The 17381-nt window shown below is 72.0% G+C and carries 19 protein-coding genes; 9 read left to right on the top strand and 10 right to left on the bottom strand.

Annotated features, from left to right (window positions below; translation table 11 throughout):
• Positions 1-26: 26 nt before the first annotated feature.
• From ABZ404_RS10200 to ABZ404_RS10190, 3 genes are all read right to left on the bottom strand, one after another.
• The gene (locus ABZ404_RS10200) at positions 27-1553 is read right to left on the bottom strand and encodes an FAD-dependent oxidoreductase (RefSeq protein WP_358830924.1); all 1527 of its coding nucleotides are present in this window, start codon (positions 1551-1553) and stop codon (positions 27-29) included.
• 123 nt (positions 1554-1676) lie between these two features.
• Positions 1677-2000: a plasmid stabilization protein gene (locus ABZ404_RS10195; protein WP_358830923.1), complete on the bottom strand. Its 324-nt coding sequence runs from the start codon at positions 1998-2000 to the stop codon at positions 1677-1679.
• A 189-nt stretch (positions 2001-2189) separates the two neighbouring features.
• A complete protein-coding gene (locus ABZ404_RS10190) occupies positions 2190-2396 on the bottom strand; it encodes a hypothetical protein (protein ID WP_358830922.1) in 207 nt (68 codons plus the stop codon).
• Between the two features lie 197 nt (positions 2397-2593).
• Between ABZ404_RS10190 and ABZ404_RS10185 the strand changes: the two genes are divergently transcribed.
• From ABZ404_RS10185 to ABZ404_RS10165, 5 genes are all read left to right on the top strand, one after another.
• Positions 2594-4066: an aminotransferase class I/II-fold pyridoxal phosphate-dependent enzyme gene (locus tag ABZ404_RS10185; RefSeq protein WP_358830921.1), complete on the top strand. Its 1473-nt coding sequence runs from the start codon at positions 2594-2596 to the stop codon at positions 4064-4066.
• A gap of 140 nt (positions 4067-4206) precedes the next feature.
• Positions 4207-4401: a CsbD family protein gene (locus tag ABZ404_RS10180; protein ID WP_358830920.1), complete on the top strand. Its 195-nt coding sequence runs from the start codon at positions 4207-4209 to the stop codon at positions 4399-4401.
• Between the two features lie 290 nt (positions 4402-4691).
• Positions 4692-5399, top strand: a complete 708-nt coding sequence (locus ABZ404_RS10175) for a hypothetical protein (protein ID WP_358830919.1) — start codon at positions 4692-4694, stop codon at positions 5397-5399.
• Positions 5396-5653: a BON domain-containing protein gene (locus ABZ404_RS10170; RefSeq protein WP_358830918.1), complete on the top strand. Its 258-nt coding sequence runs from the start codon at positions 5396-5398 to the stop codon at positions 5651-5653. The genes ABZ404_RS10175 and ABZ404_RS10170 overlap by 4 nt, the downstream gene beginning before the upstream one ends.
• A complete protein-coding gene (locus ABZ404_RS10165; protein ID WP_358830917.1) occupies positions 5650-6429 on the top strand; it encodes a metallophosphoesterase in 780 nt (259 codons plus the stop codon). The genes ABZ404_RS10170 and ABZ404_RS10165 overlap by 4 nt, the downstream gene beginning before the upstream one ends.
• A gap of 42 nt (positions 6430-6471) precedes the next feature.
• Here ABZ404_RS10165 and ABZ404_RS10160 read toward each other — a convergent pair whose 3' ends face one another.
• A complete protein-coding gene (locus tag ABZ404_RS10160; RefSeq protein WP_358830916.1) occupies positions 6472-6972 on the bottom strand; it encodes a hemerythrin domain-containing protein in 501 nt (166 codons plus the stop codon).
• Between the two features lie 292 nt (positions 6973-7264).
• On the opposite strand from ABZ404_RS10160, the gene ABZ404_RS10155 reads away from it, so the two are divergent.
• Entirely contained in the window at positions 7265-8065 is an 801-nt protein-coding gene (locus tag ABZ404_RS10155) for a SigB/SigF/SigG family RNA polymerase sigma factor (protein ID WP_358830915.1), read from the top strand.
• Positions 8066-8104: 39 nt separating this feature from the next.
• Here the strand turns inward: ABZ404_RS10155 and ABZ404_RS10150 are convergent, their stop codons facing one another.
• Entirely contained in the window at positions 8105-8749 is a 645-nt protein-coding gene (locus ABZ404_RS10150; RefSeq protein ID WP_358830914.1) for an NAD(P)H-dependent oxidoreductase, read from the bottom strand.
• A 134-nt stretch (positions 8750-8883) separates the two neighbouring features.
• Here ABZ404_RS10150 and ABZ404_RS10145 point away from each other — a divergent pair, with 134 nt between their 5' ends.
• Positions 8884-9897 (top strand): SDR family NAD(P)-dependent oxidoreductase, encoded by a 1014-nt coding sequence (locus tag ABZ404_RS10145; protein WP_358830913.1) that lies wholly within the window; start codon positions 8884-8886, stop codon positions 9895-9897.
• 66 nt (positions 9898-9963) lie between these two features.
• On the opposite strand, the gene ABZ404_RS10140 is transcribed toward ABZ404_RS10145, so the two are convergent.
• From ABZ404_RS10140 to ABZ404_RS10120, 5 genes are all read right to left on the bottom strand, one after another.
• On the bottom strand, positions 9964-11145 hold the full coding sequence (locus ABZ404_RS10140) for an alcohol dehydrogenase catalytic domain-containing protein (protein ID WP_358830912.1): 1182 nt from the start codon (positions 11143-11145) through the stop codon (positions 9964-9966).
• Between the two features lie 127 nt (positions 11146-11272).
• Positions 11273-12136, bottom strand: coding sequence for a DUF72 domain-containing protein (locus ABZ404_RS10135; RefSeq protein WP_358830911.1), 864 nt, complete (start codon positions 12134-12136; stop codon positions 11273-11275).
• A 138-nt stretch (positions 12137-12274) separates the two neighbouring features.
• On the bottom strand, positions 12275-12916 hold the full coding sequence (locus tag ABZ404_RS10130; protein ID WP_358830910.1) for a TetR/AcrR family transcriptional regulator C-terminal ligand-binding domain-containing protein: 642 nt from the start codon (positions 12914-12916) through the stop codon (positions 12275-12277).
• Positions 12913-13299 (bottom strand): VOC family protein, encoded by a 387-nt coding sequence (locus ABZ404_RS10125; protein WP_358830909.1) that lies wholly within the window; start codon positions 13297-13299, stop codon positions 12913-12915. The genes ABZ404_RS10130 and ABZ404_RS10125 overlap by 4 nt, the downstream gene beginning before the upstream one ends.
• Before the next feature lie 186 nt (positions 13300-13485).
• Positions 13486-14145: a diguanylate cyclase gene (locus ABZ404_RS10120; protein WP_358830908.1), complete on the bottom strand. Its 660-nt coding sequence runs from the start codon at positions 14143-14145 to the stop codon at positions 13486-13488.
• Positions 14146-14403: 258 nt separating this feature from the next.
• Here ABZ404_RS10120 and ABZ404_RS10115 point away from each other — a divergent pair, with 258 nt between their 5' ends.
• Both ABZ404_RS10115 and ABZ404_RS10110 read left to right on the top strand, forming a co-directional pair.
• Entirely contained in the window at positions 14404-16893 is a 2490-nt protein-coding gene (locus ABZ404_RS10115; RefSeq protein ID WP_358830907.1) for a nitrate reductase, read from the top strand.
• Complete coding sequence (locus ABZ404_RS10110; protein WP_358830906.1) at positions 16890-17378, top strand: hypothetical protein; 489 nt, start codon at positions 16890-16892, stop codon at positions 17376-17378. Before ABZ404_RS10115 ends, ABZ404_RS10110 begins: the two co-directional genes overlap by 4 nt.
• Positions 17379-17381: the final 3 nt, after the last annotated feature.

Raw genomic sequence — 17381 nt, 5'->3', positions numbered from 1 at the left:
TGTCGACCGGTCAAGGGCCGGTGCCGTCACACCTTCCGCTGCCCCAGCGGACGCGTCGCGGGGCCCTGGATGACCTTGCCGTCGGTGTCGAAGCGGGAGCCGTGGCACGGGCACTCCCAGGTGCGTTCCGCACCGTTGAAGGCGACCAGACAACCCATGTGTGTGCAGCGCGCCGACACGGCGTGTGCCTCACCTTGGTCGTCGCGGTACACCGCGCACCGCTCGCCGTTCACGCGGACCACGGCCCCGTTGCCCGGTTCGATGTCGGAGACGTCCTGGACCTGCGGCGGGCGCAGCCGGTCGCCCACGAAGTGGCGGGCGACCTTCGCCTGGTGCTGGAGGAACGCGGGAGCCTGGCGTACGGCGCTGAGTACGCGCGTCGGGTCGTACAGACCGCTCCACGGCAGCGGGTCGCCGGTGATCTGCGAGGTGAGGAGGCGGCTCGCCATGATGCCGCCGCTCATACCCCAGCCGCCGAACCCGGTGGCCACATACGCGTGCGAGGCCCGTGGATGGAGGCGGCCGACCATGGGCACCTGGTCGGTGGGGTCGGTGTCCTGGGCGGCCCAGCGGTGGGTGATGGTGATGCCGGGGAAGTGCTGGCGCGCCCACTCGGCGAGCTGCTCGAACCGTGCGGGCGTGTCGGCCGCGCCGGGCGTGAAGCTCTCGCCGGTGACGATCAGCAGCCGCTGTCCGTCCTCGTAGGGCGCGGTCCGCACCGAGCGGGTGTTCAGCTCGGGGGTGATGTACATGCCTCCCGGGTCCCGGTCGGCGGCGATGGGCGCGGCCACGACGAGTTCGCGGTGCGTGGACAGGCGGGTGAAGAGCAGGGCCCGGTCGAAGATGGGGTAGTGGGTGGCCACGACGACGTCGCGGGCCGTGACGGTCACTCCCGTATCGGTGGTGACGCGGCAGGGCTCGCCCTCGTCGAGGCCGACGACGGTGGTGTGTTCGTAGATCCTGCCGCCGTGGGCGAGCAGGTCGTCGACGAGCGCCAAAAGGTATTTGCGCGGGTGGAACTGGACCTGGTCCGCCAGCCGTACGGCGCCGGCCACGGGATACGGCAGCCCGGTCTCCTGGACGTACTCGGCGGGCAGTCCCGCCGCCCGGGCCGCCTCGGCCTCCGCCCGCAGTTCGCCGGTGCGGCTGGTGTCGCGCAGATAGGTGTAGGCCGGGACGCGTTCCCAGTCGCAGTCGATGCCGAGGTCGTTCACGACGGCGGCGGCGTGTTCCAAGGCGTCGGTCTGCGACCGCGCGTACAGCTGGGCGGCCTCCGCGTCACGGGTGCGCAGCAACCGGGCGTACGACAGGCTGTGCAGGGCGCTGAGTTTGGCCGTCGTGTGGCCGGTGACGCCCTGGGCGATCCGGCCGGCTTCGAGGACCACCACACCGCGCCCGGCGCGGGCGAGTTCACGCGCCGTGCTCAGACCGGCGATGCCCGCTCCGATGACCACCACATCGGCTTCGGTGTCCTGGCCCAGGGGTGGGAGGGGAGTGCCGCCGGGAGCGGTCTCGATCCAATACGATCCCCCGGTTGCCCGCGTCTCATTCATGCGCACCGGGTGCCCTCCGACGCCCGGTCGACACCTCGGGGGAGCGCTCACCCACGGGGCGTCCCATCAGGGTGTGCGGCGGGGTGGGACGCCGGGGCGTCCCACCCCGGGGCCGGTTGCCGTTCAGTGGCCGAGTGCACGCTTGAGCTGGGCCTTGTCCATGCTGGAGCGGCCGTGGACGTTGCGGCGCTGGGCCTCGGCGTAGAGCTGGTCGTACGTCGGTCCCTGCGAGCCGCTGTGGGAGCGCTGGCCGCCGCGCTTGGAGGACGACATGTCCTGGGTGGAGCTCTTGCTGGCGGTCTTGGACTCGCCGGAGCGGGCGCGCTCCTTGTTGACGGTCCTGGCGGCGATCTCCTTGGCGCGCTTGCCGCCCTCGCCGCGCTGCTCGGCGCTCTCCTTGATGTGCTCGTACTGGCGTTCCCGCTTGGGACTTGATCCGCGAGGCATGTCGACTCCTTGGCGTTCGTGGATGACTCCGTGTTCACCATCGGCTCTTGCGGGTCACCCCGCAATCGGCGGGGGGCCGTCGGTGACGTGGCCGCGATCAGGGGTGAGGCGGGGCCGCGCCGGAGGCCGGCGGGCCGAACTCGCGGAGCGCGGCGGCTGGTCGGCGCGGACCCGGCATCGCCTCACGCTTCAGCGCCCGGCGCGCTTCTGCGCTTCGGTGTTGGGGGTCAGCGCGTCCCCCGCCTCGCCGTCCTGGGGGTCGCGGCGGCCGTGCGCCGGCTCCTCCGGCTTCTTCGCCGCGTCTTCGAGCTCGTGCAGGACCTCGCCCAGGGCGGTGTCCTTGTCGTCCTTGTCGTCGACGGAGTCGTGCTTGCCTGCGGGGGTCTGGTGGCTCATGGATCTCTCTTCCGTTCACATGGGCTGTGCGGTGGGTTCCGGAATCGCGCCGGTCTCCCTGCTCTGCTCGGGTGCCCGCCCCGGGGCCGGTCACACGGATCCGGTGCCCGGGCCGCACCGGCCCGTTCTGTCCTGTTCGGGCCGGACTGGTGGTGAATGGGGTTACCGGCGGCCCCATGGGGGGCACCCGGCTCCTCATGCATCTCGATCATCATGAGGCGCCGGTACTGGAGGCGCTCGCCCGGTACCACGAGGCGGACGAGCTCGCCTTCACCCCGCCGGGCCACAAACAGGCCCGGGGCGCGGATCCCGCCGTACGGGCGGTACTGGGGGACGCGGTCTTCTACGGTGACGTGCTGGCCAGCGGCGGCCTGGACGACCGGCGTACCAGGGGCCGGGTCCTGCGGCGGGCCGAGGAGCTGATGGCGGACGCGGTTCACGCGGAGCACACCTTCTTCTCCACCTGCGGCAGCTCGCTCTCGGTCAAGGCGGCCATGCTCACCGTCGCCGCCCACGGCCAGAAGCTCCTGGTGGGCCGGGACGCGCACAAGTCGGTGATCGCGGGGCTGATCCTCTCCGGCATCGAGCCGGTGTGGATCGAACCGCAGTGGGACCCCGAACGCCACCTCGCGCACCCGCCCGCCGCCGACGCCTTCGAGCGGGCGTTCGTCGAGCACCCCGACGCCCGGGGCGCGCTGGTGACCAGTCCCACCCCGTACGGCTCGGCAGCCGCCCTCGGGGAGATCGCCGAGGTGTGCCATCGGCGGTCGCGCCCGTTGATCGTGGACGAGGCGTGGGGAGCGCATCTGCCCTTCCACCCGGACCTGCCGTCCTGGGCCATGGACGCCGGGGCCGACGTCTGTGTCACCAGCATCCACAAGATGGGCAGCGGGCTCGAACAGGGCTCCGTCTTCCACCTCCAGGGCACCCTCGTCGACCCCGCCGCCCTCGCCTCACGGGCCGACCTCCTCGGCACCACCAGCCCCTCGACGCTGCTGTACGCGGGCATCGACGGCTGGCGCCGCCAGATGGTGCTGCACGGCCACGACCTCATGAGCCGGGCGCTGGACCTCGCCGCCGAGGTGCGCGCGAGCATCGAGGCGATCGACGGACTGCACGTCAACGACAGGCACGACTTCTGCGGCCCGCGTCTCGCGGCCGAGTTCGATCCGCTGCCCGTCGTCATCGACCTCCAGGACCTCGGCATCACCGGCTACCGCGCCGCCGACTGGGTGCGCGCCCGGCACCACCTCGACCTGCACCTCTTCGACCACCGGCGGGTCAGCGCGCAGATCACCCACGCGGACGACGCCGCCACCGCGCGGCGCCTGCTCACCGCGCTGCGGGACCTCGCCGGGCACGCCGACGCCCTGCGGCCGACACCCGGGGTCGACGTCCCCGACCCCGAGAACCTGCGGATGGCCCAGGCGTGTCTGCCGCGTGACGCGTACTTCAGCGCGACGCAGGACGTGTCCTGGAAGGAGGCGGCCGGTCGCGTCGCGGCCGAGATGATCACGCCGTACCCGCCGGGCATCCCGGTCGTTCTGCCGGGTGAGGAGCTGACGGAGCCGGTGGTGCGGTATCTGCGCAGCGGGGTCGAGGCCGGGATGAACCTGCCCGACGCGGCGGACACGGAACTGGAGACCGTACGGGTCGTGGCCGAGGACTGACAGGCCCCGGGGTCCCGGCACTTCACCGTGCGTGGCGGGGCGGCCCACCCGTACGCCCCGCAGCCCTCGCCGACGCGCGCGCCGGTGGGATTGCGCCTAGCTTGTTGCTGTCAGTAGTTCCATCGTCACGTAGGGAGTTCATGATGGCTGGCAAGGGCAAGATGGGTCAGGTCAAGGGCAAGGCCAAGGAGGCCGCCGGCAAGGTGACCGGCAACGACTCCATGAAGGCCGAGGGCAGGATGGACCAGGCCAAGGGCAAGGCGGGCGAGGCCCGCGCCGACATCGAGGACCGGGCCCGCAAGGCCGGCCAGCAGATGCCCGGCGCCAAGAAGTAGCCGGCACGGCGACAGGCGGGCGGGCAGCCGCGGCAACGACGCGACGACTGCCGCCCGCCCGCGTGTGTACGGGGCGTACATGGTGGCCGAGCCGGTTTCCGCATCGTTGCGCGCGGTGGCGCGGACCACCCCGCACGCCCGCCCCCCAAGCCCCTGCGCGCTGGGTGTCAGGGGGACGAGGACGGGTACCGGGGAGGCAGAATTCGCGGTTCGGTACACCCGCCGGGGACACACCCGGCCGGGGAAGGACATGGACACCCGGCGTCCGCCGCAGTGCGAAGGAAGTGGCCATGAGGACGAACGGACAGGACCCGCCACGAGCCCGTGACACCGCCGCGCCCGCACTCGACCCGCCCCCCGCCGCACAGGAGCCGGCCCCGCACCCCGCACCGGGGTCCGATGAGCAGGAACTGCCCCGGGACCGCAGCCAGGCGATCCTGGAGGCCGCGAAACAGGTGGGCGCCATCCTGAAGCGGGCCGGGCACAGGTTCGCGCTGGCCGGGAGCGTCGCGGTCTACGCCCACGGCGGCAGCGGCAGGCTCCAGCACGACGCCGACTTCTGCGTCCTGCCCGAAGAGGCCGACGCCGTGGCGGCGACCCTGCGCGCGGCGGGACTGGCCGTGCGACTGCCGCCCGAGGACTGGCTGCTGAAGACCAGTTGCTTCGGTCAGGACGTCGACATCATCTTCGAACTGGCCCATCGCCCGGTCACCGTGGACCTGTTGGCGCGCGCCGAGGAACTGTCCGTCGACTCCGTGCACATGCCGGTGCTGTCCGCGACCGACGTACTGGTCAGCCTGAACAGCGCCTTCTCGGAACACCACTGCGACTTCGGGGCCGTGCTGCCGGTGGCCCGCGCGCTGCGCGAGAAGGTGGACTGGGGCGACGTGCGGCGCCGCTGCGCGGACGAACCGATGCCCGCCGCCTTCCTGTTCCTCCTGGAGCGGCTGCACGTCATCGAGCCCGAGCACCCCTCCGCCCAGCGGGAGCCGTCATGACCCATCAGCCGGAGAGCCTGGAATACCGCGTGGCCCACTTCTCCGAGCGGCTGGCCGCAGGACCGTGCGGCGAGCTGGGGGTGCGGGCCGAGGCCCGGGGCGGGGCGGTCCTGCTGACGGGGACCGTGCCGTCCGTCCAGAGCCGCGACGACATTCTCCGTATCGCCCGAGAAGAACTGGCGGACCTGCCCGTGCACTGCGACATCGTGGTCGCGGAGACGGGGCCGCCCATCCACGCGGAGGACCTCCCATGATCCGGATCGCGGCCGTCGGTGACATCCATATGAGCCCCGACAACGAGGGCTCGCTCCGCCCCGCCTTCGAGACGCTGCCGGACTGCGCCGACGTGCTGCTGCTCGCCGGCGACCTGACCCGGCACGGGACGGCGGAGGAGGCGCGGGTCGTGGCCCGGGAGATCAAGGACCTGGCCGTCCCGGTCGTCGCGGTGCTGGGCAACCACGACCACCACGACGATCAGCCCGACCTCGTCACGGAGATCCTCAGAGACGCCGGAGCGCACGTCCTGGAGGGCGAGGCGACGGTCGTCGGCAACGGCGACACCCTCATCGGCGTCGCCGGCACCAAGGGGTTCGGCGGCGGGTTCGTGGGCCGGTGCGCCGGGGAGTTCGGCGAGCCCATCATGAAGGAGTTCGTACGCTACTCACGCCACCGTGCCGAGACCCTGCGCATCGCGCTGGAGGAGCTGGGAAAGCGCGAGTGCGAGGTCCGCATCGCGCTCACGCACTTCTCCCCCGTCGCGGACACCCTGGTCGGTGAACCCCCGGAGATCTATCCCTTCCTCGGCAGCTATCTTCTCGCCGAGGCCATCGACACGGCGGGCGCCGACCTCGCCGTCCACGGACACGCCCACTCCGGTACGGAACACGGCCGCACCAGCGGGGGAGTGAGGGTGCGCAACGTGGCGCAGCCCGTGATCGGCGGGGCCTTCCACGTCTACTGCCTGCCCGGCCGGGACGGCGCGGCTCCTGGCGCGGGGCCGGCGTCCGCCACCGCCTCGTCACCGGTGTGACGGCTCCTCGTCCGCCGTCCGTCGCGACCGGGCGGTGGACGGCTATCCGAACATGGCGGTGGCGGCCTTCTTGAGCGCACCCGGGTGTTCGGGGCGCCGGGGGGCGTTCGCGCGGACCTCGATCATGCGCGCGCCGATCTCCTGGAGCTCCTTGCGGCCGAGAGCCGCCCGGACCTTCGGGAACCAGTCGCTCTCCTCCTCGTCGATGTGGTGGCTCACCGACTCGATCAGGACGGTGGTCTTGGCGTCGAAGCGTTCGTCGTCGGGGCCCATGGCGTCCAGTTCGGCACAGAGCACGTCGGCGACGTGGTGCTCCTCGAAGGACTCCAGGATGTCGGACTCCAGGTCGGGCACGAGCGAGCGCACCTTGGGGTACATGACCTGGTTCTCGATGTAGGTGTGGACGGTGAGGGCTTCCACGATCTTGTCGACGATGTTGTGCTTGGTGGCCTTCGCGTCGGCACCGGCGGCCTGGAACGCCCGGAACAGTCGGCGGATCTCCTTGTGGTCGTCCTTGAGAAGCACGATGGCGTCGGTGGACATGACGGCTCCCTTCCCGTGTCGCGTTGTCACCAGCTTTGCTCAGAGGCGACCGCTTCGCCCCCCGGGAAGCGGGCCCGGGTGCGTGCGGCAGGAGCACTGGCAGAAGCGCCGCCTCTCGTGGAGTGACCGGCCGGGCGCGCAGCGAATTGTCCGTATTGGGGGCCTCCGGTATGCATAGCGGCCCCCGCGACGGACATACGCTCCCCCGGAACAGGGGACGGGACCCGGTTGCCCGGGCCCGTGCCCCGTTCCTCCCGAAGGAGACCCCTTCGTTCTCCGAGGAGCGGAAGTCATGTCCTCTCGCCACGACACCCACCGGACGTATGACGACACCCCCCGCACCGACGAAGCCTTCGTACGGCTCGCCTCCCTGCCGGACGGAGCCGAACGCGCCGCCTTGCGCGAAGAGCTGGTCCGGGCCTGGCTGCCGCTCTCGGAACGGCTCGCCGGGCGCTACCGCGACCGGGGCGAAACGGTCGAGGACCTGCGCCAGACAGCGGCCCTGGGGCTGCTCAAGGCGGTCGACGGGTTCGATCCCTCGCACGGCACGGCCTTCATCGCGTACGCCGTGCCCACCATCACCGGCGAGATCAAGCGGCACTTCCGCGACCACATGTGGACGGTCCACGTGCCGCGGCGCGTCCAGGAGCTGCGCAACCGGGTCCGCGAGGCCCGCTGCGCGTTGCAGGACGCCGGAGTCGGCGAACCCGGGGTCGACCGGATCGCCGCGTACACCGGCCTGAGTGAGGCCGACGTACGGGCCGGCATGGAAGCCCTCCAGAGCTTCCGCGCCCTCTCCCTCGACGCGGAGCAGAGCGGCAACGACAGCCCGTCCACCCTGGCCGACGCCATCGGCGCCGAGGACCCGGCGCTCGACACCCTCATCGACCGCGAGTCCGCCAAGCCCGGACTGCACGCGCTGCCCGACCGCGAGCGGAGGATCCTCTACCTCCGCTACTTCCAGGGCATGACCCAGAAGAACATCGGCCGGGAGCTCGGCATCTCCCAGATGCACGTCTGCCGACTGCTGCGGCAGTGCTGCGAGCACCTGCGCGACGAGGCCATGTGTGCCGCGCCGGGAGAGGCCGCGTGAGGGGGTGACGCCCGGGCGGCCGCCACGGCCGGTGCCCGGTCAGCCCGCCGGGTAGGGGGCGCTCTTGAGGCGGCGGGCGAGGTGGGCGGCGTTCGCGGCCAGGGTCGCCGTCGTTTCCGCCGTCTTCTCGGGGGTCTTGTCGAGGTCCTGGAAGTCGGTGCCCTGCATGGCCTCGCCGACCCAGTAGGTGACGGCGTTGGGGGGCAGGGTGAAGCCGACGTCGTTGAGTCCCTGGAACAGATCGGCGCTCACCTTGTGGGCGCCGTCCTCGTTGCCGACCACGCACACACCGGCGACCTTGCCGTACGTGAGCATCCGGCCCTCGTCGTCGGTCTCGCCGATCTCCGCGTCCAGGCGTTCCAGGACGCGCTGGGCGATGCTGGAGGGGTGGCCCAGCCAGATCGGGGTGGCCAGGATCAGGATGTCGGCGCCGAGGACGGTGTCGCGGATGCCGGGCCAGGCGTCCCCGTCACCCATGTCGGTCTCCACACCGGGTTTGACGGCGTGGTCCGCCACCCGGATCACCTTGCCGGTGACACCGTGCTCCGCCAGTGCCTCCATGGTCTGCTCCGCCAGGAGCTGGGAGCTGGACGGGGCGGGGGAGGGGCGCAGCGAGCACACCAGCGCCACCGCGCGCAGCGGGGTGGTGGACGAGGACTCGGACGTGGTCTGTGCTTGTTCCATGAACAGACCAGTTCCCCCGTGGCCCGATTCCTACCAGCCTTCCGCCGGGCCACCGCGGCTCCACCGGTGAGGTGCGTCTTCGACGGGCCGGAAGGGGTACCCGGGCGACAGCCGGCTGAACGGAGGTGTGACCCATGGTGGGAATCGGATCGAAGAAGGACCTGAGCGGACAGTCCGCGCTGGTCACCGGTGGCTCGCGGGGACTGGGGCTGCTCATCGCGGCCCGGCTGGCCGTCCGCGGCTGTCAGGTGGCCGTCGTCGCCCGTGACGAGGGCGAGCTCGAACGCGCGGCCCAGTGGATCGAGCAGCACACCGGTGTCACGCCCCTGACGCGGGTGTGCGACGTACGGGACGAGGCGGCGGTCGCGGAGACGGTACGCGCGGTGGCCACCGAACAGAACGGGCTCGACGTGGTGGTGGCCAACGCGGGCGTCATCCAGGTGGCCCCGGTGGCGGCACTCGACGCCGACGCCTTCCACGACGCCATGGCGACCATCTTCGACGGCGCCGTCCAGGTGTCCCTCGCCGCGCTGCCTCACCTGCGCGAGAGCTCCGCGGGAGGCCGGCTGGCGCTCATCGGGTCGGTGGGCGCGCTGCTCGCCGTCCCGCATCTGCTGCCGTACTCGTGCGCGAAGGCGGCCGTGGGCGCGCTCGGCGAGGGCCTGCGCAGCGAACTGGCCGGGACCGGGGTCTCCGTGACCACGGCCCATCCGGGCCTGATGCGCACCGGATCCCATTACCAGGCCGAGTTCGGGGGCGAGGCCTCCCGTGAGTTCGCCTGGTTCTCCGGTCTGTCGGGCGCCCCCGTCGTCTCGATGGACGCCGAGCGGGCGGCGGAGCGGATCGTACGGGCGCTGGAGCGCCGTCGTACCCGGATCGTCCTGACCCCGGCGGCCCGCGCCGCCGACCTGGCCCACGGCGTGGCCCCCACGGCGGTGACCCGGCTCGCGGGGCTGGCGAACAGGTTCCTGCCGGCCGCCGACGAGGAGGCGGGCGCGCGAGGGCCGATCCGGCAGGGGCACGCCCTCAAGGACGCACCTCGCGGGGGCTGGGCCGAGAAGGTCCGCAAGCTGGGCAGCGCCATGAACGACCGGGCCGCGCGCCGCTACAACCAGATGACTCCGGGGCCGCCCACGAGCGCCTCGTAGAGCCCGTCGAGGGCCGCCGGGCCCGTGAGGGCGACCCGGCGGCCGTCGGATGCTCCGCCCGGCTCGTCACGGCTTGAGGAGCGTCTTGACCATCCCGTCCTCCTTGGCCTGGAACATCGCGTACGCCTTCGGCCCCTCCTCCAGGGACATGGCGTGGGTCTTGAAGGAGTCGACGCCGAGCGGGTCCTCGTCCGTGAGCAGGGGGAGGATGTCCTTCACCCAGCGCCAGACGTTCGCCTGTCCCATGCGCACCTGGATCTGCTTGTCGAACATCGTCAGCAGCGGCATCGGGCTCGCGGCCCCGCCGTACACCCCGGACAGGGACAGCGTGCCGCCCCGGCGGACGAGCTCGATGCCGGTGTGCAGGGCGGTGAGCCGGTCGATGCCGGCGTGCTCCATCAGCGGCTGCGCCACCGCGTCGGGCAGGAGAGTGGTCATCCACTGCGCCGCCTTGGCGAACGGGGCTCCGTGCGCCTCCATGCCGACCGCGTCGATCACGGCGTCGGTGCCGCGTCCCTCGGTGAGCTCGCGGACGGTCTCCGCCACCTCGTCGCCGCGACGGGCGTCGAGACAGGTCACGCCGTGCGCGCTGGCGCGTGAGAGGCGCTCGGGGACGAGATCGACACCGATGACCGTACGGGCTCCGCGGTGCTGTGCGATCCGGGTGGCCATGTCGCCGATGGGCCCCAGACCCAGGACGGTGACCGTGCCGCCCTGGGGGATGTCCGCGTACTCGACCGCCTGCCACGCGGTGGGCAGGACGTCGGAGAGGTAGACGTAGCGGTCGTCGGGCGGGCCGTCGGGGACCTTGATGGGGAGTTTGTTGCCGAACGGGACGCGCAGCAGTTGCGCCTGCCCGCCCGGCACCTGCCCGTACAGCTTGGTGTAGCCGAAGAGCGAGGCGCCCATGCCGCGCTCACGGACCTGGGTGGTCTCGCACTGGGAGTGCAGCCCCTGGTCGCACATGAAGCAGTCGCGACAGCTGACGTTGAAGGGAATGACCACCCGGTCGCCCCGGCTGAGCTCCGTCACCTCCGGCCCGACCTCCTCGACGACGCCCATCGCCTCGTGGCCGAGGATGTCGCCGGCGTCCAGATACGGTCCGAAGAGTTCGTACAGATGCAGGTCGGAGCCGCAGATCCCGGTCGAGGTGACCCGTACGACGATGTCGTCCGGCTTCTCGATCCTGGGGTCGGGGACGGTTTCCACCCGCACGTCCCGCTTGCCGTGCCACGTAAGTGCGCGCATGATGTGCCGCTCCTGCCTTCGGGGTCGGCCCCGGCCGCTCGTGGCCCGGGCCCTCGCTTTCTCGCGCTCCGGGTGCCCATCGCGGAGCGGGGGTAACGCGGGGCGCCCGGCGTACCCGTGTTCGCGGTCACGACCCCGCTGACAGCAGCTCCGTCATGGTCTCGGCGGCGCGGACCGCCGCGTCCCCGCAGCAGTTGTTGAACAGCGCGTGTACACGGGCGCTGCCCGCGGCGAGCGCCTGGAGGCGCGGGACCCAGGACCGCAGCTCCTCGACCGTGTAGTGGTGCCGGTAGCGCTCCTCCTTGGAGCCCGTGCCCCACTCGGGGCTGCGTCCGTGGAACCGTACGACGGACAGGTCCGGCGAGGTGGCCCGGGCGACCGGGGGAAGGCCGGGGGCGTCCACCCCCACCAGGGGAATCCCGAGCGCCGTCAGGAAACCCACGGTCTCGTCGAGTTGCCGGTCCACGAGCCAACTGGCGTGCCGGAACTCGACGGTGATGGGTACCTCGGACCGCTTGGCGCACTCCTCGATGCGGCCCTTCGCCTCCTCGCTCGGCCGGAACCAGGGCGGGAACTGGAACAGCACACTGCCGAGCCGCCCGGCGGCGCGCAGCGGTTCGATGCCCTCGTGGAACCGGGCCCACAGCGCGTCCAGGATCCCCCGGGGCAACTCATGGGGCCGCAGCCGCACGTTCGGGGGTCCGGGGGGCCGCAGCTCGGCGGGGAGGGCGCGGGCGGGGAAGGGATGCCCGGTCAGGGCCGCGAACGCCTTCACGTCGAAGGTGAAGCCCTCGGGTGTACGTTCGGCCCAGAGGCGGGAGTTGTGGGCGCTGGGCAGGGCGTAGTACGTGGAGTCGACCTCCACCACCGGAAACCGTGAGGCGTAGTGGCGCAGCCGGCCCTCGGCGTCGCGGAAGCCCGGTGGATACCAACCGGAGGACGCGAGCTCCGGGTTGGCCCAGGAACAGGCGCCCACCTGGATGCCGGTCATGAGCGGGGGAGGGGCATGGACGCCTCCGTGGGGACGCGCGCCACGGGCGCTGGTCGGTGCGTCCGGGGTCCGGCCCCGGACATGGTGGACGTAACTCCAGTACCCCAGGACGCCCGCGTACACCTCCCGTTGTGGAGATCACCCGTGGCCGGTGGTGTGGCCGAGCAGATGGGCAGGTGTCCGGCTGACGCGGACCAGGTGGTCGAAGTCGACGGCCACCCCGCGCAGAAGGAGGTCCACGGTGTCGGCGGCCGAGGGGCCGGGCGTGCCGGCCCCGCCGAGGAGCGCGCGCTGGTAGACGGAGGCGGCGAGCAGGTCGACGAGCACCTCGGGATCGACGTCGGGGCGCAGATCGCCCCGGTTCACGGCCCGTTCGACGGCGGTCGTGGCGGCCTGCCGGCTGGGTCGTACGAGGAGGTCCGTCAGCCTTTGGTGCAGCTGCGGGTCGTGGGCGCAGTCGGCGACGAGCGGAGCCAGGACACCGCGCGGCAGCCGTTCGTGCAGTGCGGCGTCCAGGAGCCGCACGCTCTGCGTCAGGTCGCAGCGGGTGCAGTTGTTGTCGGGGACCGGCGGCACGGCCAGGACGGAGGCGAGGGCGTCGATGATCAGCTCCTGGCGGCGGGGCCACCGGCGGCGGATGGCCGCCTTGGTGGTGCCCGCCCGCCCCGCCACGGTCTCCAGCGCGAAGCCCGAGTAGCCGTGGGCGTCCAGGATGTCCAGCGTGGCGGTCAGGACGGCCGCGTCGATCGCCGGGTCGCGCGGCCGGCCCCCGGCGCTCACTCGGCGTCCTGCGGGTACCAGCGCAGCTCGACCGTGTTGCCCTCCGGGTCCTTGACGTAGACGGAGGTGGCGGAGCCGCGCGCGCCGAAGCGCGGCACGGGGCCTTCGACGACGTCGAGCGTGCCCGCGTCGATGACCTCCTGCCAGTCCAGCGGGTCCACGACGAGGCAGATGTGGTCGACGTTGGACTCGCCGCGCGGCCGGTCGAACAGGTCGATGATGGTGTTCGCGTTGATCCGCACGGACGGGAACGGGACCTTCCCGGCCCGCCACTCCTCCACGCGCACCGGTTCGAGGCCCAGCGGTCCGGTGTAGAAGGCGAGGGCGCGCTCGACGTCCTGGACGTTGAGGACGAGGTGGTCGAAGTCCTTGACACGCAACATGGGAAGAGCCTCTCGGGATCAGTGGTGCCGGTCGGAGTTCAGTTCCGAACCGGTCCGGATCGTAACAAGGAGAGGCGCTCCCTGGGAAGAGCCGCAGGCGGGGCAACGTGCACCCGAAGTCCCGTCCGGGCAGGCGGGGTTGGGAAGCCCTGATCGGGCGTTGGCCGGCGTCGGGCGGGGGACGGGTCAGGCGGTGGACCCCTGGCGGCGGGCGCGCAGGCAGCGCCGGATCTCCTCGGCGTACGGGAGCGCCACGCCCACGGTGATGGTGGCGGCCAGGGCCGCCAGGTAACCGACGGGCAGCGGCCTGTCCTTGGGCAGCAGCTTCCAGTCGTCGGGCCCCGGGCCGCCGCGCAGCGTCGCCTTGACCGCCTCGGGGTGCAGACAGGCGGTGAAGGCCATCGCCGTCAGCGGCAGCACCTCCAGGAAGCTGTGGATGTGCTGCTCGATCGGCCGGACTTCGCGCTCCTTGATGGCGAGGCTGACGTCGTACAGGGCGGTCGCGCCGTGGGCGAGCGCGGCGCCGCCCATGGTGGAGAGGACCAGCGGATTGATCTTCGCGAGCAGTCCGATGGTCACCGGGACACCGGCCTCGGTCATCATCAGGGCGTGCACGGCCGACTCGCGGACGCCCGAGGTGTCCTCGATGCGGGTGCGCCGGTGCATCCACCAGTCGGCGAGCCCCGGCACGACCCACAGGGGAAGCAGGCCGTAGAGGAGGAACCGCCGGTTGGCGTCCTCCGCCCCGGACACGGGCGTGGAGAGGGAGAGGTCGCGCCCCCGCCGCCAGCGGATCCAGGCGCGGGCGGGAAGCGCTGTGGGCGCGTGGGAACTCGGCATGGCCATCCGTCTCGCCTTCTCGTCGCGTGCTCCGTCGTGATCTTCTCCGTACGGACAAGCCTCCCCCCGGGCGACCGGCCTCGCGCGCCGAAAGCACGGCGGTCCACGAGGGCCCGGCCGTATACGAGAACCGGTCTCGCCGGGCCGTCCCCGCATGGCGACCCGGGGGTGAACACGGGGGCGTCGGCGTTAGGGGCTGCCCGGCAGGGGTACCGATCACCGGTCGGCGCGCAGGGTGCCGCAGGTGGTCGCTGGGAGGCAGGCGTGGACCCTTCGGTGGACCGGATCGCTCAGCCCTGGGGCAGCCGTACTCCGTACGGACGACACGAGGCGTGGCCGACCCGGGTGGACACCCGGCTGGCCGAGGGGGTGCGGCCGGACGACGTGGAGCGCTGGGTGCGGTCCGCCTCGATCCTCCACTCCGACGGCGACGCGATGGACATCGCGGTGCGGGACGGCGGCATCGTCGGGGTGCGCGGCCGGGCGACCGACCGGGTCAATCACGGGCGTCTGGGCCCGAAGGACCTCTTCGGGTGGCAGGCGAACGCCTCCCCGGACCGGCTGACGCGTCCGCTGATCCGCGAGGGCGGCCGGCTCGTCGAGTGCGACTGGGACACCGCGATGGGGCGGGTCGTGGCCCGGTCCCGGGAACTCCTCGACGGCCAGGGCCCGGGGTCGATCGGCTTCTACACCTCCGGGCAGTTGTTCCTGGAGGAGTACTACACCCTCGCCTTCCTGGCCCGGGCCGGTATCGGCACCAACCACCTGGACGGCAACACACGACTGTGCACCGCCACGGCGGCCGAGGCGCTGAAGGAGTCCTTCGGCTGCGACGGCCAGCCCGGCTCCTACGACGACATCGACCACATGGACGTCATGGCGCTCTTCGGCCACAACATCGCCGAGACCCAGCCGGTGCAGTGGATGCGGATCCTCGACCGGCTCGACGGCCAGGACCCTCCGCGGCTCATCTGCGTCGATCCCCGGCCGACCCGGGTCGCGCGCCGGGCCGCCGTCCACCTCGCACCGCGCGTCGGCACCAATGTGGCCCTGCTCAACGCCCTCCTGCACGAGGTGATCCGCGCCGGGCACATCGACGAGGAGTACATCGGCGCGCACACGGTGGGCTTCGACGAACTGGCGGCGGGCGTCGAGGACTGCACGCCGGAGTGGGCCGCCGCGATCTGCGACGTCCCCGCCGACCGCGTCAGGGAGGCGGCGGAGATCATCGGCTCGGCCGAACGCCTGCTGTCCACGGTCCTCCAGGGCGTCTACCAGTCGCACCAGGCCACGGCCGCCGCGGTACAGGTCAACAATCTGCATCTGATCCGCGGCATGCTCGGCCGGCCGGGCGCCGGGGTCCTCCAGATGAACGGGCAGCCCACCGCCCAGAACACCCGCGAGTGCGGCGCCAACGGAGACCTGCCGGGCTTCCGCAACTGGCAGAACGACGCGCACGTCGCCGACCTGGCGAAGGTGTGGAACGTCGAGCCGAAGACCATCCCGCACTACGGACCGCCCACCCACGCCCTCCAGATGTTCCGTTACGCGGAACAGGGCTCGATCCGGATGCTGTGGATCAGCGGCACCAACCCGGCGGTCTCCCTGCCCGAACTGCGCCGCGTCCGCTCGATCCTCGCTCAGGAACGGCTCTTCGTCGTGGTCCAGGACCTGTTCCTGACGGAGACCGCCCAACTGGCCGACGTGGTCCTGCCCGCGGCAACCTGGGGGGAGAAGACCGGCACGCTCACCAACGCCGACCGGACCGTGCACCTGTCGGAGAAGGCCGTCGAACCGCCTGGCGAGGCCAAGCCCGACCTGGACATCTTCCTCGACTACGCGTCCCGTATGGACTTCCGCGACAAGGACGGCGGCCCGCTGGTCACCTGGCACGACCCCGAGTCGGCCTTCGAGGCGTGGAAGCGGTGCAGCGCCGGCCGCCCGTGCGACTACACCGGACTCGGCTACGAGAAGCTGCGCGGGGCGAGCGGCATCCAGTGGCCGTGCAACGACCAGTTCCCCGAGGGCACCGAGCGCCTCTACACCGACGGGATCAGCTGGGCGCATCCGCAGGTGTGCGAGTCGTACGGCAAGGACCTCGTCACCGGCGCGTCGCAGGAGGCCGTCGACTACCGGGCCGCCAACCCGGACGGCAAGGCCATGCTGAAGGCCTGCGCGTACCTGCCGCCGCACGAGGCGCCGAGCGAGCAGCACCCGTTCCAGCTCACCACCGGCCGGACGATCTACCACTTCCACACCCGTACGAAGACCGGCCGGGCACCTCAACTCGACGCCGCCGCCCCGGACGTGTGGGTGGAGGCCTCCACCGAGGACGCGGACCGGCTCGGCTTCCACGAAGGGGACCTGATGGAGGTCGCCACCCAGCGCGGCGCGCTGCGGGCACGTCTGCGCGTCACCGGTATCCGCCCCGGCCTGCTGTTCGTGCCCTTCCACTACGGCTACTGGGACACGGCGGCCGGGCACGGCCCCGCGGACGGCACACCGGGCCGCGCCGCCAACGAGACCACGGTCACGGACTGGGATCCGGTCTCCAAGCAGCCGCTGTTCAAGACCGCCGCGGCGGCGTTGCGCCTGGTGGAGCGGGGGGACGGCGTGAGCGCCCCCGCGCCCACCACGACGGCGTCCGCCCCCGCGGGGCCGGCGCGCGTGCCCGCCACCGAGGGAGGGCCGTCGGCCCGCGCGACGCAGACCGAAGGCCCCGAGGGGCACGAGCGGGAAGGATCGGTCGCGTGAACGGCATCAAACTCGTCCTGCGCGGGGTCCACCACGGTGAGCACCGGCTGGCCGGGGAACTGCTGGCCGTGGCCGAACGCCACCGGACCGAGCACGAGGTCCACCATGTCGCCCTCGACCTCGCCGCCTGGTCACGCGAGCACGTCCGGCGTCTTGCCGAGACCGCCCGCGGCCATGACCTCGACCTCAGCGGTCCGCCCGAATCCCCGCCCGGCTTCCTGACGACGCTGCGGGAGAAGACCGCCGAGACGATGGGGCGCCGGCCGGAGCCGGGTTTGCTCCTCCTGCGGGATCTGCGCGATCTGCATCTGGCCGCGTCGGAGAACTCCCTGTCCTGGGAGATGCTCGCCCAGGCCGCCCGGGCGGCCAAGGACACCGAACTCCTCGAGCTCGTCTCGTTCTGTCATCCGCGGACCGTGCGGCAGATGCGCTGGACCAACACCATGGTCAAGATCCTGTCGCCCCAGATTCTGACGTCCTTGTAGACG

The sequence above is a fragment of the Streptomyces sp. NPDC005878 genome, from assembly GCF_040629815.1.
In the GTDB taxonomy this organism is placed as follows: Bacteria; Actinomycetota; Actinomycetes; order Streptomycetales; family Streptomycetaceae; genus Streptomyces.
This window is presented reverse-complemented; position numbering and strand designations above follow the sequence as displayed.

Excerpts from the sequence above, each read along its gene's own strand:
- ABZ404_RS10200 (WP_358830924.1), bottom strand. The coding sequence starts at position 1,553 with ATGAATGAGACGCGGGCAACCGGGGGATCGTATTGGATCGAGACCGCT.
- ABZ404_RS10195 (WP_358830923.1), bottom strand. The coding sequence starts at position 2,000 with ATGCCTCGCGGATCAAGTCCCAAGCGGGAACGCCAGTACGAGCACATC.
- ABZ404_RS10190 (WP_358830922.1), bottom strand. The coding sequence starts at position 2,396 with ATGAGCCACCAGACCCCCGCAGGCAAGCACGACTCCGTCGACGACAAG.
- ABZ404_RS10185 (WP_358830921.1), top strand. The coding sequence starts at position 2,594 with ATGCATCTCGATCATCATGAGGCGCCGGTACTGGAGGCGCTCGCCCGG.
- ABZ404_RS10180 (WP_358830920.1), top strand. The coding sequence starts at position 4,207 with ATGATGGCTGGCAAGGGCAAGATGGGTCAGGTCAAGGGCAAGGCCAAG.
- ABZ404_RS10175 (WP_358830919.1), top strand. The coding sequence starts at position 4,692 with ATGAGGACGAACGGACAGGACCCGCCACGAGCCCGTGACACCGCCGCG.
- ABZ404_RS10170 (WP_358830918.1), top strand. The coding sequence starts at position 5,396 with ATGACCCATCAGCCGGAGAGCCTGGAATACCGCGTGGCCCACTTCTCC.
- ABZ404_RS10165 (WP_358830917.1), top strand. The coding sequence starts at position 5,650 with ATGATCCGGATCGCGGCCGTCGGTGACATCCATATGAGCCCCGACAAC.
- ABZ404_RS10160 (WP_358830916.1), bottom strand. The coding sequence starts at position 6,972 with ATGTCCACCGACGCCATCGTGCTTCTCAAGGACGACCACAAGGAGATC.
- ABZ404_RS10155 (WP_358830915.1), top strand. The coding sequence starts at position 7,265 with ATGTCCTCTCGCCACGACACCCACCGGACGTATGACGACACCCCCCGC.
- ABZ404_RS10150 (WP_358830914.1), bottom strand. The coding sequence starts at position 8,749 with ATGGAACAAGCACAGACCACGTCCGAGTCCTCGTCCACCACCCCGCTG.
- ABZ404_RS10145 (WP_358830913.1), top strand. The coding sequence starts at position 8,884 with ATGGTGGGAATCGGATCGAAGAAGGACCTGAGCGGACAGTCCGCGCTG.
- ABZ404_RS10140 (WP_358830912.1), bottom strand. The coding sequence starts at position 11,145 with ATGCGCGCACTTACGTGGCACGGCAAGCGGGACGTGCGGGTGGAAACC.
- ABZ404_RS10135 (WP_358830911.1), bottom strand. The coding sequence starts at position 12,136 with ATGACCGGCATCCAGGTGGGCGCCTGTTCCTGGGCCAACCCGGAGCTC.
- ABZ404_RS10125 (WP_358830909.1), bottom strand. The coding sequence starts at position 13,299 with ATGTTGCGTGTCAAGGACTTCGACCACCTCGTCCTCAACGTCCAGGAC.
- ABZ404_RS10120 (WP_358830908.1), bottom strand. The coding sequence starts at position 14,145 with ATGGCCATGCCGAGTTCCCACGCGCCCACAGCGCTTCCCGCCCGCGCC.